Raw genomic sequence first — 14,823 nt, 5'->3', positions numbered from 1 at the left:
TGGCGACGGGCGCGCCAAGACGGCTACCGTCACTGCTGCACGAACTGCATCTGCGTGCCGGCCAGCTCCAGCAGGTCGCCGTGGTGGAGGTCGATGCCGTCGGTGCTGAGCGGCTTCCCGTTGACCGTGGGCTTGACCGTGCCCTCGACCATGGCCACCACGTAGCCATGCGGGCGGCGGGTGATGGCGGCCACCGCCACTCCCGGCTTGCCGATGGTGGTGACGACCTTGGTCAAGGCGACCTCGCGGCCCGCGGCCGAGCCGCTGATGACCTTGATGGCGGCCGGGCCGAGATTGACCGCAGCGGCCGCCTCGGCGGCACCGGAGACCACCGCGCCAGCACTGATCACGGTGGTCTTCTCGTGGGAGTCGGCCGAGTCGTTGACGAACTTGATCTTGTACTTGCCGATCTCGACCGTGTCGCCCCCCTGGAGCTGCTGCTTCTTGATCGCCTTGCCGTTGACGTATGTGCCGTTGGTGCTGTTGAGGTCCTCGAGGAAGACGTCGGCGCCCGACATCTGAAGGACGGCGTGCTCGCCGCTGACGGCCAGGTTGTCGATCACGATGTCGTTGTAAGGACGGCGGCCCAGCGTGGTGCGGTCCTTGGTGAGCTGCACCTCCTTGATGACGACGCCGTCGATGGAAACGATCATTTTCGGCATGGCCGACTCCTCGGGGATTCCTGTTGGACTTGGTTTGGGATCAGAGCGGATTATTGGCCCAGCATGCGCGACAGCAGGCCGCGGCGGGTGGCTCGGGCGCGGGCACACGCCAGTATCACCGAAATATTGTCGCGCCCACCCGCGCCATTGGCGGCTTCCACCAGGGCCGTTGCCTTTTCCTCCAAGGTGCCGGCGGTGACCAGCAACGCGGCGATGCGCTCGTCGCTGAGCATGTCGTTCAGGCCGTCGGAGCAGAAAAGGTAGAGGTCACCGTCTTCGACGCGGTATTCGTTGACTTCGAGCAGCACGGTGTCTTCCACGCCCAGCGCGCGCGTCACCAGGTTGCGGTGCGTGGCAAACTGCGCCTGCTCCATGGAGATCAGGCCGGCGTCGATCTGCTCCTGCAGCAGGGAATGGTCGCGCGTCATCTGCACGAACTCGCCCCGGCGCAGGCGGTAGCAGCGCGAATCGCCGACGTGGCCGATCATCACGCGCCCATCGAGGAACACGCCCATCACGAGCGTGGTGCCCATGCCGGCGTACTGCGGGTTGGCGTTGGCGGCGTTGAAGATCGACCGGTTGGCGTTGTCGATGCAGATTTCCATCGCCCGCTTCAGTTCGCGCGCGCTGGCCTCGAAGCCGCCCTCGGCGATCCAGCGCCCCAGTTCCGTCTTGATGAAGGTGGTGGCCATGGCACTGGCCACCTCGCCCGCGTTGTAGCCGCCCATGCCATCGGCAAGGATGGCCAGGCGGTTGTCGGGGTCGAGCGCCACCGAGTCTTCGTTGTTGTCCCTGACGAGACCAGGATCGGTCAGGGCGTGAAACTCGAAATTCATGAGCGTGGCGTTATACCGGTGGGCGAATCGAGGCGCGTTCGTCGGCGGACGACCGCAGGGGCTGGGAGTGCCGAAGGCGGGGCCGGCCCACGGCGAGCGGCGGTTCAAGGACAGACACGGAGACACTCCAGACGAGACTCGCGACGACGTGCGAGCCGTTGGATCATCGGCCTCACGCAGGGTTGGAAGGACAAGCGGCAGATGCCGCCCGACAGGTGTTGCATTTTGTTTCAGACGCCCCGGGCGAGACAAGCGGCATCGGTGACAAGCGTCACGTTGAGCGCAACAGGCGAAAAAAAAGGCAACGCGCGCGTTGCCTTTTCCACATCTGTGCAATTCGCTCAGATCAGCGACTTGAGCAGCTTGCCCATCTCGGACGGGTTGCGCGTGACCTTGAAGCCACACTCTTCCATGATGGCCAGCTTGGCGTCGGCCGTGTCGGCGCCGCCGCTGATGAGCGCGCCGGCGTGACCCATGCGCTTGCCGGGGGGCGCCGTGACGCCTGCGATGAAGCCCACCACGGGCTTCTTCATGTTCGCTTTGCACCACATCGCGGCTTCCGCCTCGTCCGGGCCGCCGATCTCGCCGATCATGATCACGGCGTCCGTATCGGGGTCGTCGTTGAAGGCCTTCATCACGTCGATGTGCTTGAGGCCGTTGATGGGGTCGCCACCGATGCCGACCGCGCTGGACTGGCCCAGGCCGATTTCGGTGAGCTGCGCCACGGCTTCATAGGTGAGCGTGCCCGAGCGGGACACCACGCCGATGCGGCCCTTGCGGTGGATGTGACCGGGCATGATGCCGATCTTGATTTCGTCGGGCGTGATCAGGCCGGGGCAGTTGGGGCCAAGCAGCAGGGTCTTCTTGCCACCCTTGGCTTCCTTGGCCTTCATCTTGTTGCGCACTTCCAGCATGTCGCGCACCGGGATGCCTTCGGTGATGCAGATCGCCAGGTCCAGGTCGGCCTCAACGGCTTCCCAGATGGCGGCGGCGGCGCCCGCGGGCGGCACGTAGATCACCGAGACGGTGGCGCCGGTCTGCTGGGCGGCTTCTTTCACCGAGGCGTAGATCGGGATATTGAAGATCGACTCGCCCGCCTTCTTGGGGTTCACGCCGGCGGCGAAGCAGTGCTTGCCGTTCGCGTACTCCTGGCACTTCTCGGTGTGGAACTGGCCGGTCTTGCCCGTGATGCCCTGGGTGATGACCTTGGTGTCCTTGTTGATGTAGATCGACATGTTTGTTCCTCGGCTCAGGCTTTGACGGCGGCAACGACCTTCTGGGCCGCTTCGGCCATCGAGTCGGCGCTGATGATGGGCAGGCCGGATTCGGCCAGCATCTTCTTGCCCAGTTCTTCGTTGGTGCCCTTCATGCGCACCACCAGCGGCACGCTCAGGTTCACCGCGCGGCAGGCGGTGATCACACCGGTGGCGATGGTGTCGCACTTCATGATGCCGCCGAAGATGTTGACCAGAATGGCCTTCACCTTGTCGTTCTTGAGCATGATCTTGAAGGCCTCGGTCACCTTCTCGGGGGTGGCGCCGCCGCCCACGTCGAGGAAGTTGGCGGGCTCGGCGCCGAACAGCTTGATCGTGTCCATGGTGGCCATGGCCAGGCCCGCACCGTTCACCAGGCAGCCGATGTTGCCGTCCAGGCTGATGTAAGCGAGGTCGAACTTGGAGGCCTCGATTTCGGCCGGATCCTCTTCGTCCAGGTCGCGCAGCGCGACGATCTCGGGATGGCGGAACAGGGCGTTGGAGTCGAAGTTGAACTTGGCGTCCAGGGCGATGATGTTGCCCTTGCCGTCGCGGTTGAGCGGGTTGATCTCGACCAGCGAGGCGTCCGTCTCCATGTAGCACTTGTAGAGCTTCTTGCAGACGTCGGTGAACTGCGCTTCGGAATCGGCCGGCAGGTTGATGCCTTTGGCGAGTTCCTTGGCTTGCGCGTCGGTGAAGCCGACCAGCGGGTCGACGAAGACCTTCACGATCTTCTCGGGCGTGGCGTGCGCCACTTCCTCGATGTCCATGCCGCCTTCGCTGGAGGCGATGAAGGCCACCTTCTGCGTGCCGCGGTCGGTCACGGCGGAGAGGTAGTACTCCTTCTGGATGTCGGCGCCGTCTTCGATGTAGAGGCGGCGAACCTTCTGGCCCTCGGGGCCCGTCTGGTGGGTCTTGAGCTGCATGCCCAGGATCTGACCGGCGAGCTCTTTCACCTGATCGATGCTCTTGGCCACCTTCACGCCGCCGCCCTTGCCGCGACCACCGGCGTGGATCTGCGCCTTGACGACCCACACGGGTCCGCCGAGCTTCTGCGCGGCTTCCACCGCCTCCTGCACCGTGAACGCGGGGATGCCGCGCGGCACGGGCACACCAAACTGGCGCAGGATTTCCTTGCCTTGGTATTCGTGAATCTTCATGAGGTCTCTCTCAGGGATGGATCGTGTGTCCGGCGCGGCAGCGGCGGCGGATGGACGGGCTCACGGACGGAGCAACCGGTGACTGTATCATGGTGCATCGCACCAAACCGGTTCATGGCGGGCACGGTCCCGAGACCCGCCGAACCGCATCGCCACAGGATTCGCGCATGGCCCACCAGATCTTCATCGACGGCGAAGCCGGCACCACCGGCCTGCAGATCCGCGAGCGGCTCGTGAAGGAGCCGGGCGTGCAACTGCTCAGCATCGCGCCCGAGCGCCGCAAGGACCCTGAGGCCAAGCGCGAACTCATGGCCCAGGCCGACCTCGTGATCCTGTGCCTGCACGACGACGCGGCACGCGAGTCGGTCGCGATGATCGACGGCCTGAGCGGCAAGAAGCCCCGCATCATCGATGCGTCCACCGCGCACCGCACGGCGCCCGGCTGGGTCTACGGCTTTCCCGAACTCACCGCCACGCAGGCGGCCGCCGTTCGGCAGGCCGATCGTGTGGCCAACCCCGGCTGCTACGCCACGGGCGCCATCGCGCTCATCCGGCCGCTGGTGGATGCCGGACTGATCCCCGCCGACTTCCCGCTGTGCCTGCCCTCGGTCAGCGGCTACTCGGGCGGTGGCCGCTCGATGATCGAGGCCTACGAGGCCGGCACCGCGCCGCTGTTCGAGGCCTACGCGCTGGGCCTGTCGCACAAGCACCTGCCTGAGATCATGGCGCTCACCGGCCTCAAACACCGCCCCATCTTCATCCCCGCGGTGGGCAACTTCCGCCAGGGCATGCTGGTGCACCTGCCGCTGCACCTGGACAGCCTGCCCGGCCAACCCAAGGCGGCCGACCTGCACGGTGCGCTGGTGAAGCACTACGCCGCGAGCGCGGCCGCGGGCGGCTTCGTGAAGGTGCTGCCGCCCACCGAGGACGGCAAGCTCGACGCCACCGCGCTCAACGACACCAACCTGATCGAGCTGCGCGTGTTCGCCAACGAAGGGCACCGCCACGCGCTGCTGATCGCGCGGCTGGACAACCTGGGCAAGGGCGCCAGCGGCGCGGCGGTGCAGAACCTCAAGCTGATGCTGGGGCTTTAAGCCGCATCCAGCCCGTCGTCGGCCCCCGCCACCACCCGGCGGATCGCCTCACCGCCAAAACCGCGCGCGGACAGAAAGCGCATCTGCTTCGCGCGCTCCGCCGCATCGGCGGGCATGCGGCCGAATTTCTTGCGCCACACCTCGCGCGCGCGTTCGACCTCGCTGCCGCGCAGTTCACCCACCGCCTGCGCCACCGCCTCGGCCGGCAGGCCCTTGGCCTGCAACTCCTGCCGCACGCGCGAAGCCCCCAGGCGCGCGGCGCGGCGGTGGATCACCGATTCGATGACGCGCTGCTCGTCGATGAAGCCCTTGGCTTGCAGCTCGTCGAGCGCCTGCGCGAGCTCACCCGGCGTTTCCTCGTGCGCGGCGAGCTTGCGCTGCAGCTCCGCACGCGAGTGCTCGCGCTGCGCCAGCAGCCGCAGCGCGCGGCCCTTGAGCGAGGGCTTCTCGAAGCCCACGGTGCTCAGGCGTCAGCCGCTTCGGCGTCAGCGGCGTCGGCCTTGGCTTTCGACTTGCGGCCCTTGGCGGGCGTGGCCTCTTCGGCGCCGGGCGCGCCGTCCACTGGCAGCAGCGGCACGCCCAGGGCCTCGCGCACCTTGTTCTCGATCTCGACGCGCAGCTCGACGTTTTCCTTGAGGAACTCGCGCGCGTTGTCGCGGCCCTGGCCGATCTTCTCGCCGTTGTAGGCGTACCAGGCGCCGGACTTCTCGACCACGCGGTGCACCACGCCCAGGTCGAGGATCTCTCCCTCGCGGCTGATGCCTTCGCCGAACAGGATGTCGAACTCGGCCGTCTTGAACGGCGGCGAGACCTTGTTCTTCACCACCTTGACCTTGGTCTCGTTGCCGATGGCGTCATCGCCCTTCTTGATGGTGCCCGTGCGGCGGATGTCCAGGCGCACCGAGGCATAGAACTTGAGCGCGTTGCCGCCGGTGGTGGTTTCGGGGCTGCCGAACATCACGCCGATCTTCATGCGGATCTGGTTGATGAAGATGACCGTGCAGTTGGTCTTCTTGATGGTGGCCGTGAGCTTGCGCAGCGCCTGGCTCATCAGGCGGGCCTGCAAGCCGGGCAGTTGGTCGCCCATCTCGCCCTCGATCTCGGCCCGGGGCGTGAGCGCGGCCACCGAGTCAACGACGACCAGGTCCACCGCGCCCGAGCGCACCAGGGAATCGACGATTTCCAGGGCCTGTTCGCCGGTGTCGGGCTGGCTGATGAGCAGGTCGGGCAGGTTCACGCCGAGCTTTTGCGCGTACTGCACGTCCAGGGCGTGCTCGGCGTCGACGAAGGCGCAGGTGCCGTTCAGGCGCTGCATCTCGGCGATGACCTGCAGGGTGAGTGTGGTCTTGCCGGACGATTCCGGGCCGTAGATCTCGATCACGCGGCCACGCGGGAGGCCGCCGACGCCGAGCGCGATGTCCAGGCCCAGCGAGCCGGTGGAGACGACCTGGATGTCCTCGATCACCTCGCCCTCGCCGAGCTTCATGATCGTGCCCTTGCCGAACTGCTTTTCGATCTGGGCCAGCGCGGCCTGCAGGGCCTTGGCCTTTTCGCTGTTGAGGGCGGCATTTTTCACGGGTGCGTCCATTTGGTGGCTCCTGAGCAGTGAGTGGGTGTTGACTTCCGAGATCTGTGATCACATCCAGTACTGGATGCATGCCCAGCAGTTTAGCGACTCATTGCTTGCTGGCAAGGCGATTTTTGGTCAGTTTGCCTGACAATCTGCCGTCATGATTTCCTTACCCGACGACCGCTGGCGCGGCGGCCATCTGGGCCGCTTGCTGGGGGAGGCGCTGCGCCGCTTCGACGCCCGCGTGCTGCACCTGATGGCGCACGACGCCGAGGTGCCGCTGGCCCTGTCCAATCTGGCGGCGCGGCAGCAAGTGGGCGCGGCGCACGTGCACATCACGCGGCACCTCTCACTGCGCGGCTCGCGCCTCACCGAACTCGCGCAGGCCGCCGGCATGAGCAAGCAGGCCATGGGCGACCTCGTCACCCAGTGCGAGGCCTGGGGCCTGGTACGGCGCGAGAACGACCCCCTGGACGCGCGGGCCCGGCGCATCGCCTTCACGCCCGACGGCCTGCTCTGGCTCAACGCCTTCCGCCGCGCGGTGGCCCGGGCCGAGGCCGAGTTCGCCGCGCAGGTGGGCGATGAGGTGGCCACGGTGGTGGCCATCGGTCTGGAGGCCTACGCGCAGGCCTGAAGCGCCCCACCGCCACGGGGCGCCGTCCCTACAATGCCCCGCAGATCCAAGGAGACAAGCCATGCGCATCCTGATCGCCGAGGATGACCACGTGCTGGCCGATGGCCTGCTGCGCAGCCTGCGCGCAGCCGGCGCGGCGGTCGATCACGTGGCCAGCGGCACCGAAGCCGACGCGGCCCTGATGACCAACAACGAGTTCGACCTGCTCATCCTCGACCTGGGCCTGCCGCGCCTGCATGGCCTGGAGGTGCTCAAGCGCCTGCGCTCGCGCGGCTCGGCCATGCCGGTGCTCATCCTCACCGCGGCCGACAGCGTGGAGGAGCGCGTCAAGGGCCTGGACTTCGGTGCCGACGACTACATGGCCAAGCCCTTTTCGCTGCAGGAACTCGAGGCGCGCGTGCGCGCGCTCACGCGCCGCGGCATGGGCGGCAGCACCAACACCATCCGCCACGGCCCGCTGGAATACGACCAGGCGGGCCGCGTGGCCACCATCGACGGCAAGCTGGTGGAGCTCTCCGCGCGCGAACTGGGCCTGCTCGAGGTGCTGCTGCAGCGCGCGGGCCGCCTGGTCAGCAAGGACCAGCTCGTCGAGCGCCTGTGCGAATGGGGCGAGGAGGTCAGCACCAACGCGATCGAGGTCTACATCCACCGCCTGCGCAAGAAGATCGAGAAGGGACCGATCCGCATCGCCACCGTGCGCGGCCTGGGCTACTGCCTGGAGAAGGTGTGACCCCCCCTGCGCCGGGCCTGCGGCCCGTCACCCCCCCGGAGGGGGGGCGGCGCCTGCGGCCCGGCGAAGCCGGTTCCGTGGCGCCCCTGGACAACAGCCCGGCGCGCGAGCGGCCCACCACACCGATCTCCTTCGGCCTGTTCCAGCGCGAGCAGCGCAGCCTGTTCGGCGAGATCCTGGACTGGATGCTCACGCCGCTGCTGCTGCTGTGGCCGCTGTCGCTTGCCCTCACGTGGGTGGTGGCGCAGGGCATTGCCAACAAGCCCTTCGACCGGGCGCTCGAATACAACCTGCAGGCCCTGGCGCAGCTGGTGGTGGTGGAAGGCGGCAGCTTGCGCTTCGCGATCGATCCGCAGACGCGCGACCTGCTGCGCGCCGATGACTCGGACCTGGTGTACTACCAGCTCGCCGATGCACGAGGCCAATTCGTCAGCGGTGAGTTCGACCTGCCCGCGCCACCCGCCGACGAGGTGCCGGAGGCCGGCCGCATACGCCAGCGCGACGACGTGCTGCGCGGCGACGCCGTGCGCGTGGCCTACACCTGGCTCGCGCGGCCCGACCCCCTGCGCCCGGTGCTCTTGCAGGTGGCCGAGACCACGGGGCGGCGCTCCACGCTGGCCAACGAGATCATCAAGGGGGTGATGGTCCCGCAGTTCGTGATCCTGCCGCTGGCGGTGCTGCTGGTCTGGCTGGCGCTGGTGCGCGGCATCCGCCCGCTGTCGGACCTGGAGCAGCGCATCCGCGCACGCCGCCCGGACGACCTGAGCCCGATCGAGGAAGCCGACATCCCGCAGGAAGTGGCGCCGCTGGTGTCCTCCATCAACGACCTGCTGGCCCGGCTGAAGGTATCGCTTACCACGCAGCGCCGCTTCCTGGCCGACGCGGCGCACCAATTGAAGACACCGCTGGCAGGCCTGCGCATGCAGGCCGAACTGGCCCAGCGCGAGTCCGACCCGGCGGGACTGCGCGGCTCATTGCATCAGATCGCGCGCTCCAGCGCGCGTGCGACGCACACGGTGAACCAGCTGCTCGCCCTGGCGCGCGCCGAGACCACGGGACGAACCCTGCCGAGCGCGCGCGTCGACCTGGCGCGCCTGGTGGCCGCCGTGGTGCGCGACACCGTGCCGCGCGCGCTGGAACTGGGCGTGGACCTGGGCGTGGAGGGCGACAGCGAGGTGCCCGAGGAACTGCAACTCACCGGCAACCCCACGCTGCTGCAGGAGATGGTGCGCAACCTGGTGGACAACGCCATGGCCTATGGCGGGCCCAAGGGCGTGGTGACGGCGCGCGTGCTGGTGGACCGCTTCAGCGGCGTGCAGCTCGTGCAGGTGGAAGACAACGGCCCCGGCATCCCGGCCAGCGAGCGGGGCCTGGTGATGCAGCCCTTCTACCGCGCGCTGGGCACCGACGTCGACGGCTCGGGCCTGGGCCTGGCCATCGTGCAGGAGATCGCGCAGCAGCACGGTGCGACCGTGCACATGGAGGATGCGCACCCGGAGCGCGCCCGCCCCGGGCTGCGCGTGTCGGTGCGTTTCGTGGCGAAGCAGGCGCTGGGCGAGTGACGGCCTGCGCCGGCCCGCTGCATCAGCCTTTGTAGACGTTCAACTCCAGTCGCTCGCGCTCGATCGCGCGCGCCACCGCCGGCAGCGCCGCGAAGCGCTGCACCAGCGCCCAGGTGGCGGGCAGGCTGTTGGGATCGATGCCCGCGAAGCCGCCCCAGCGCAGCAGCGTGAGCGCGTAGGCGTCCAGCGCACCGGGCTTGTTGCCGCTCAGCCAGGGGCTGGCCTTCTGCGCCAGTGCCTCGATTTCGCCGAGCAGGCCGCGGTAGCTTTCCACCGCGTGCGCCTTCACCGCCTTCTGGGCGGCCTCGTCGGCGGTGAATTTCTGCGGCATGAACACGTGCGTGAAGGTCGGGTGCACGGTGTTGTTCATCCAGGCCAGGGTCTGGAGCGCGCGCGTGCGCGCCACGCCCGACGCGGGCAGCAGGCCGGCTTCGGGAAACTTGCCGTCGAGGTAGAGCACGATGGCCGGGATCTGCGTGATGACCTCGTCGCCGTCCACCAGCACCGGCACCTGGCCGCGCGGGTTGATGGCGAGGTACTCGGGTGCGCGCTGTTCGCCCTTGTGCAGCTTGACCAGCGAGGGCTCAAAGGTGGCGCCCGCCAGTTCGAGCGAGCTGTGCGGCACGAAGGAACACGCGCCGGGCGCGTAATAGAGCTTGAGGCTCATGGGGTCTGTCTCCAGGTTTGGGTTGAATTCAGCTCAGGTGCTGGCCGACCAGGCCGGCGATCTCGAACATGGTGACCGCGTCCTTGCCGAACACGGGGCGCAGCTTGGCGTCGGCCTTGACGCGGCGCTTGTCCGCCGGGTCCTGCAGGCCGTTGGCCTTGATGTAGTCCCACAGCTTCTTGACCACCTCGGGCCGAGACACCGGGCCTTCGCCGATGACCGCTGCCAGTGCCGCACTGGGTTGCTTGCCGTTGGCGGCCGTGGTCTTGCGCGGGGCTTTCTTCTCGGCGGGCGCCTTCTTGGCGGCCGGGACCTTCTTGGCCGCGGCCTTCTTCGCGGGTGCGGCGGCCTTGGCGGCGGGGCGGGCCGGCGCGCCCTTGCGCGGCGGGTACTTGCTGTTGCGCTTCTCGAACTCGAAGTTCACCTTGCCGGCCTCGGCGTCCCAGGCCAGGAAGGCCTTGAACGAGCGGCGCGTGCGCATGGAGACGAACTTGTCGAGCAGGTCGGTCTTGCCGGTGGCCAGCAGCTTGCTCATCTGCTCGCGCGCCACGGGCTGCTGCAGGATGACCTTGCCGCTCTTGAAATCGCAGCTCGGCGTGGGCTGCTGCGCCGTGGGCACGGCGCGCTCGCAGACGTAGTTGGCGCCGTGCTCGTGCACCGCGCCGCCGCACTTGGGGCAGGCGCCCAGAGACTCGCTGCCGGAGAAGTCGACCAGCTCGCCCGTCTCCTCGTCCTTGCGGTCGTCGCCGAAGTCGAATTCGAGCTTCCAGTTGCGGTCTTCCTCGCTGTACTTGAGCGCGAGTTCGGCCACGAAGGGCCAGCCCGCCTTGGAGCGAAAGCCCTCCAGCGGGCCGATGCGCTTGTCGCGCAGGAAATCGTTGGCCTCGGCGGTCTCGAAGGTGCGGCCCGCGGGGGATTTGGTGAACGAGAAGCCGCAGCCCTCGCTGGCGCCATTGGTACCGGTGCAGGCGAAGCGGCGGTAGTTCTCCTTGACCACGCCGCCGCAGTTGGGGCAGGGCGTGGACAGGGTGGCGTAGTCGCCCGGCACGGTGTCTCGGTCGTATTCCTTGGCCTTTTTCACCAGGCGCTCGGTCATGGCCGCGATCTCGGCCATGAAGGCGTCGCGCGAGAGCTTGCCGTGCTCCATCTGCGCGAGCTTGTACTCCCACTCGCCGGTGAGCTCGGGCTTGGAGAGGTCCTCCACCTCCAGGCCACGCAGCAGCGTCATGAGCTGGAACGCCTTGGCGGTGGGGATGAGCTCGCGGCCTTCGCGCAACATGTACTTCTCGGCCAGCAGGCCTTCGATGGTGGCCGCGCGCGTGGCCGGCGTGCCCAGGCCCTTCTCGTGCATGGCCTCGCGCAGTTCCTCGTCGTCGATGAGCTTGCCCGCGCCCTCCATGGCGGCCAGCAGCGTGGCTTCGCTGTAGCGCGCGGGCGGGCGGGTCTGCAAGCCCTTGTGCTCCACCGACTCGGTGCGAACCGTCTCGCCTTCGCGCACCGGCACCAGGTTCTGTCCCTTGTCGCCGGCTTGCGCGCCCTCCACGTCCTCGGCGGCTTCCTTGCCGTAGACGGCCATCCAGCCCGGCTTGACCAGTACCTTGCCTTCGGTCTTGAAGTGGTGGTTGAGCACACTGCTGATGCGCGTGGTGACCAGGAACTCGGCGCTGGGGAAGAACACCGCGATGAAGCGGCGCACCACCAGGTCGTAGAGCTTCTGCTCGGCCTCGGAAAGGCCATGCGGCGCCTGCAGCGTGGGAATGATGGCGAAGTGGTCCGACACCTTGCTGTTGTCGAAGATGCGCTTGCTGGGCTTGATGTAGCCGTTGCTCAGCGCCGTCCTGGCGTGCGGCGCCAGATGCGCCATGCCGCTGCCGGCCAGCATCTCGAAGGTGTCCTTCACCGTGCCCAGGTAGTCCTCGGGCAGGGCGCGCGAATCGGTTCGTGGGTAGGTCAGGGCCTTGTGGCGCTCGTACAGGCTCTGCGCCAGCTGCAGCGTGGTCTTGGCCGAGAACCCGAAGCGGCCATTGGCCTCGCGCTGCAGGCTGGTCAGGTCGTAGAGCTGACCGCAGGCCTGGGTGGTGGGCTTGCTCTCTTCCTTGACGCTGGCGGCCTTGCCACGCACCGCGTCCACGATGGCCTGCGCCTCCAGCAGACTCCAGACGCGGTCGGCGCGCAGGTCGGCGTCGGCGTCCTCGCCCGTGGGCTTCTTGAAGTCGGGGTTGAACCACTTGCCGGGGTACTCGCCGGCCTCGGCCAGGAAGCTGGCGTGGATCTCCCAGTAGTCGCGCGGCTTGTGCGCGCGGATCTTTTCCTCGCGCTCGACGACGATGGACAGCGTGGGCGTCTGCACGCGGCCCACGGTGGTGAGGAAGAAGCCGCCGTCGCGCGAGTTGAAGGCGGTCATCGCGCGGGTACCGTTGATGCCCACCAGCCAGTCGGCCTCGGAGCGGCTGCGCGCCGCGTCGGCCAGGCCGCGCATCTGCGCGTCGCTGCGCAGGCGTTCGAAGCCCTCGCGGATCGCGGCCGGCGTCATGGACTGCAGCCACAGGCGGCTCACCGGCTTGCCCAGACCCTGGTACTGGCCACCCTTCAGGCCACCCGCGTACTGCTCGATCAGGCGGAAGATCAGCTCACCCTCGCGGCCCGCGTCGCAGGCGTTGATCAGCTCGGTGACGTCCTTGCGCCTGGCCAGTTTCACCACGGCGTTCAGGCGCGACTTCGCCTTGTCGATCGGCTTGAGCTCGAAATACGGTGGCAGCACCGGCAGGTGGGCGAAGCTCCACTTGCCGCGCTTGACGTCGAATTGCTCGGGCGCGGCGATTTCCACCAGGTGGCCCACGGCGGACGTGACCACGTACCGATCGTTCTCGAAGTGATCGTCGTGCTTGTCGAACTTGCCCGCGACCGGCGTCAGGGCGCGGACGATGTCTTGCGCCACGGACGGCTTCTCGGCAATGACCAGGGTTTTCATCTCTACAATCCGCTCCCATACGCGCGGGCGCGCACACACATGTGCGCGCGCTTGTCGTGCGCGCACCCACGCGCGCACCCGCACAAAACAACCTTACCAAAGAAATTCGACGTGACGAAAACCGCCCGCAAACCATCGGCACGCAAGTCTTCCGCAGCCAAAACCACCGACACGCGCCGCATCCAGACCCGCCGCTCGGGCGTGCACGGCAAGGGCGTGTTCGCCCTGGTGGACCTGGCCCCGGGCGAGACGCTGATCGAGTACACGGGCGAAATCATCACCTGGACCGAGGCGCTGGAGCGCCACCCACACGACCCGAGCGACCCCAACCACACCTTCTACTTCCACATCGACGAAGACCGCGTGATCGACGCCAAGTACGGCGGCAACTCGGCGCGCTGGATCAACCACAGTTGCAAGCCCAACTGCGAAGCCGACATCGAAGACGGCCGCGTCTTCATCCGCTCGCTGCGCGCCATCGCCGCCGGCGAAGAGCTGTTCTACGACTACGGCCTCGTCATCGACGAACCGCTGACGCCCAAGCTGAAGGCGCAGTACCCCTGCTGGTGCGGCGCCAAGAAGTGCCGCGGCACGCTGCTGGCGCCCAAGCGCGGCGGGCGCGCCACCAAGCTCGGGTGACATGACCGCCACTGCCTCGCTCGCGGGCGGCGCCGAGGCCATCTGGCAGGCGGTGGTGCCCGACCTGCCTGGCTTCACGGTCGAGGTGCTCGAAGAGATCGATTCCACCAACACCGAACTCATGCGCCGCGCGCGCACCGCGCCGCTGGACCCGGTGCTGCTGGTGGCCGAGCGCCAGACCGCCGGGCGCGGCCGCCTGGGGCGTGGCTGGCACAGCCGCGTCGGGCAATCGCTCACCTTTTCGTTGGGTCTGTCGCTGGCGCCGAAAAGCTGGTCGGGCCTGTCGCTCACCGTGGGCTTGAGCCTGGCCGAACAGTTGCACGCCGACGTGCGGCTGAAGTGGCCCAACGACCTGTGGCTCATGGGCCGCAAGCTCGGCGGCATCCTGGTGGAAACGGCGGGCCACGCCGATGAGCGCGAGGGCCCGCGCTCGGTGGTGATCGGTGTGGGCATCAATGTGGCGCGGCCGGCCGAGGACGCGCTGGCGAGTGTGCCGGCCGGTCCGATGGGGACCACTGCGCCGGCCGGTCTGGCCGAGGTCGAGATGGGCGTGACTGCCGCCGAGCTGCTGCCGCGCCTGGTGCCGCCCCTGGTGCACGACGTGCAGCGCTTCGCCGCCGAAGGCTTCGCGCCCTTTGCGGTGCGCTACGCGGCGCGCGACGCACTGAAGGACCGCGAGCTGCGCCTGAGCGATGGCAGCACAGGCACCGCCTGCGGCGTGGCTGAAGACGGCGCGCTCCTGGTGCGCGTGAACGGCCAGCTGCGCCGCGTGGACAGCGCGGAAGTGAGTGTGCGCCCATGCTGAGGTGGGTGGTCGCGGTGCTGCTGGTGGCCAATGGCCTGTATTTCGCGTGGACGCAGGGCCATCTCGTGGCGATCGGCTTCCCCCCACCAAGTGATCCGCGCGAGCCCCAGCGTTTGACGAAGCAGATTGCGCCGGAGAGCGTGCGCCTGCTGAATGGGCCGCGCGGCGCCGAGCCGCCGGCGAACGCGCCGTCGCGCCCCGCGCCGGCCACGCCCCCGGCACCCGGCCCCGCGGCCGAAC

General features: G+C 68.1%; 14 protein-coding genes and 1 pseudogene. 7 read left to right on the top strand and 8 right to left on the bottom strand.

The genetic code is table 11. The annotated features are described in order from the left end of the window. Positions 1-29 precede the first annotated feature (29 nt). From VLG41_RS21790 to sucC, 4 genes are all read right to left on the bottom strand, one after another. On the bottom strand, positions 30-662 hold the full coding sequence (locus VLG41_RS21790) for an FHA domain-containing protein (protein WP_325351475.1): 633 nt from the start codon (positions 660-662) through the stop codon (positions 30-32). 50 nt (positions 663-712) lie between these two features. Then, positions 713-1,498, bottom strand: a complete 786-nt coding sequence (locus tag VLG41_RS21785; RefSeq protein ID WP_325351474.1) for a Stp1/IreP family PP2C-type Ser/Thr phosphatase — start codon at positions 1,496-1,498, stop codon at positions 713-715. 341 nt (positions 1,499-1,839) lie between these two features. Further along, entirely contained in the window at positions 1,840-2,733 is an 894-nt protein-coding gene (gene sucD, locus VLG41_RS21780) for a succinate--CoA ligase subunit alpha (protein ID WP_288253507.1), read from the bottom strand. A 14-nt stretch (positions 2,734-2,747) separates the two neighbouring features. After that, positions 2,748-3,911 carry an ADP-forming succinate--CoA ligase subunit beta gene (sucC, locus tag VLG41_RS21775; protein WP_325351473.1) on the bottom strand — a complete coding sequence of 388 codons (1,164 nt, stop codon included), beginning with the start codon at positions 3,909-3,911 and terminating at the stop codon, positions 2,748-2,750. 167 nt (positions 3,912-4,078) lie between these two features. Between sucC and argC the strand changes: the two genes are divergently transcribed. After that, positions 4,079-5,005, top strand: coding sequence for an N-acetyl-gamma-glutamyl-phosphate reductase (gene argC, locus VLG41_RS21770; RefSeq protein ID WP_325351472.1), 927 nt, complete (start codon positions 4,079-4,081; stop codon positions 5,003-5,005). Here argC and recX read toward each other — a convergent pair. Beyond that, complete coding sequence (recX, locus tag VLG41_RS21765) at positions 5,002-5,463, bottom strand: recombination regulator RecX (RefSeq protein WP_325351471.1); 462 nt, start codon at positions 5,461-5,463, stop codon at positions 5,002-5,004. The two genes, argC and recX, sit on opposite strands and share 4 nt — an antisense overlap. 5 nt (positions 5,464-5,468) lie before the next feature. Beyond that, positions 5,469-6,593 carry a recombinase RecA gene (gene recA / locus VLG41_RS21760; protein WP_325351470.1) on the bottom strand — a complete coding sequence of 375 codons (1,125 nt, stop codon included), beginning with the start codon at positions 6,591-6,593 and terminating at the stop codon, positions 5,469-5,471. A gap of 142 nt (positions 6,594-6,735) precedes the next feature. Between recA and VLG41_RS21755 the strand changes: the two genes are divergently transcribed. The 3 genes from VLG41_RS21755 to VLG41_RS21745 all read left to right on the top strand — a co-directional run bounded on the left by VLG41_RS21755 (position 6,736) and on the right by VLG41_RS21745 (position 9,501). Beyond that, a complete protein-coding gene (locus VLG41_RS21755) occupies positions 6,736-7,209 on the top strand; it encodes a MarR family transcriptional regulator (protein ID WP_325351469.1) in 474 nt (157 codons plus the stop codon). Positions 7,210-7,270: 61 nt separating this feature from the next. Next, a complete protein-coding gene (locus tag VLG41_RS21750) occupies positions 7,271-7,939 on the top strand; it encodes a response regulator transcription factor (protein ID WP_325351468.1) in 669 nt (222 codons plus the stop codon). Positions 7,940-8,124: 185 nt separating this feature from the next. Then, complete coding sequence (locus tag VLG41_RS21745; protein ID WP_325351477.1) at positions 8,125-9,501, top strand: sensor histidine kinase; 1,377 nt, start codon at positions 8,125-8,127, stop codon at positions 9,499-9,501. Positions 9,502-9,523: 22 nt separating this feature from the next. On the opposite strand, the gene VLG41_RS21740 is transcribed toward VLG41_RS21745, so the two are convergent. Both VLG41_RS21740 and VLG41_RS21735 read right to left on the bottom strand, forming a co-directional pair. Further along, complete coding sequence (locus tag VLG41_RS21740; protein WP_325351467.1) at positions 9,524-10,168, bottom strand: glutathione S-transferase family protein; 645 nt, start codon at positions 10,166-10,168, stop codon at positions 9,524-9,526. 28 nt (positions 10,169-10,196) lie between these two features. Beyond that, positions 10,197-13,139 carry a DNA topoisomerase III gene (locus VLG41_RS21735; protein ID WP_325351466.1) on the bottom strand — a complete coding sequence of 981 codons (2,943 nt, stop codon included), beginning with the start codon at positions 13,137-13,139 and terminating at the stop codon, positions 10,197-10,199. Positions 13,140-13,250: 111 nt separating this feature from the next. Here VLG41_RS21735 and VLG41_RS21730 point away from each other — a divergent pair, with 111 nt between their 5' ends. From VLG41_RS21730 to VLG41_RS21720, 3 genes and pseudogenes are all read left to right on the top strand, one after another. Beyond that, positions 13,251-13,778 (top strand): SET domain-containing protein, encoded by a 528-nt coding sequence (locus VLG41_RS21730; protein WP_414652527.1) that lies wholly within the window; start codon positions 13,251-13,253, stop codon positions 13,776-13,778. A gap of 1 nt (position 13,779) precedes the next feature. Next, positions 13,780-14,583 (top strand): biotin--[acetyl-CoA-carboxylase] ligase, encoded by an 804-nt coding sequence (locus VLG41_RS21725; protein WP_325351465.1) that lies wholly within the window; start codon positions 13,780-13,782, stop codon positions 14,581-14,583. Continuing rightward, positions 14,577-14,823 (top strand): annotated as a pseudogene (locus tag VLG41_RS21720) (SPOR domain-containing protein); the annotation flags it as partial. The gene VLG41_RS21725 and the pseudogene VLG41_RS21720, both read left to right, overlap by 7 nt.

The organism is Hydrogenophaga sp., from assembly GCF_035481345.1.
In the GTDB taxonomy this organism is placed as follows: Bacteria; Pseudomonadota; Gammaproteobacteria; order Burkholderiales; family Burkholderiaceae_C; genus Hydrogenophaga.
This window is presented reverse-complemented; position numbering and strand designations above follow the sequence as displayed.

Excerpts from the sequence above, each read along its gene's own strand:
- sucD (WP_288253507.1), bottom strand. The coding sequence starts at position 2,733 with ATGTCGATCTACATCAACAAGGACACCAAGGTCATCACCCAGGGCATC.
- VLG41_RS21750 (WP_325351468.1), top strand. The coding sequence starts at position 7,271 with ATGCGCATCCTGATCGCCGAGGATGACCACGTGCTGGCCGATGGCCTG.
- VLG41_RS21790 (WP_325351475.1), bottom strand. The coding sequence starts at position 662 with ATGCCGAAAATGATCGTTTCCATCGACGGCGTCGTCATCAAGGAGGTG.
- VLG41_RS21735 (WP_325351466.1), bottom strand. The coding sequence starts at position 13,139 with ATGAAAACCCTGGTCATTGCCGAGAAGCCGTCCGTGGCGCAAGACATC.
- argC (WP_325351472.1), top strand. The coding sequence starts at position 4,079 with ATGGCCCACCAGATCTTCATCGACGGCGAAGCCGGCACCACCGGCCTG.
- sucC (WP_325351473.1), bottom strand. The coding sequence starts at position 3,911 with ATGAAGATTCACGAATACCAAGGCAAGGAAATCCTGCGCCAGTTTGGT.
- VLG41_RS21725 (WP_325351465.1), top strand. The coding sequence starts at position 13,780 with ATGACCGCCACTGCCTCGCTCGCGGGCGGCGCCGAGGCCATCTGGCAG.
- VLG41_RS21745 (WP_325351477.1), top strand. The coding sequence starts at position 8,125 with ATGCTCACGCCGCTGCTGCTGCTGTGGCCGCTGTCGCTTGCCCTCACG.
- recA (WP_325351470.1), bottom strand. The coding sequence starts at position 6,593 with ATGGACGCACCCGTGAAAAATGCCGCCCTCAACAGCGAAAAGGCCAAG.
- VLG41_RS21740 (WP_325351467.1), bottom strand. The coding sequence starts at position 10,168 with ATGAGCCTCAAGCTCTATTACGCGCCCGGCGCGTGTTCCTTCGTGCCG.
- VLG41_RS21755 (WP_325351469.1), top strand. The coding sequence starts at position 6,736 with ATGATTTCCTTACCCGACGACCGCTGGCGCGGCGGCCATCTGGGCCGC.
- VLG41_RS21785 (WP_325351474.1), bottom strand. The coding sequence starts at position 1,498 with ATGAATTTCGAGTTTCACGCCCTGACCGATCCTGGTCTCGTCAGGGAC.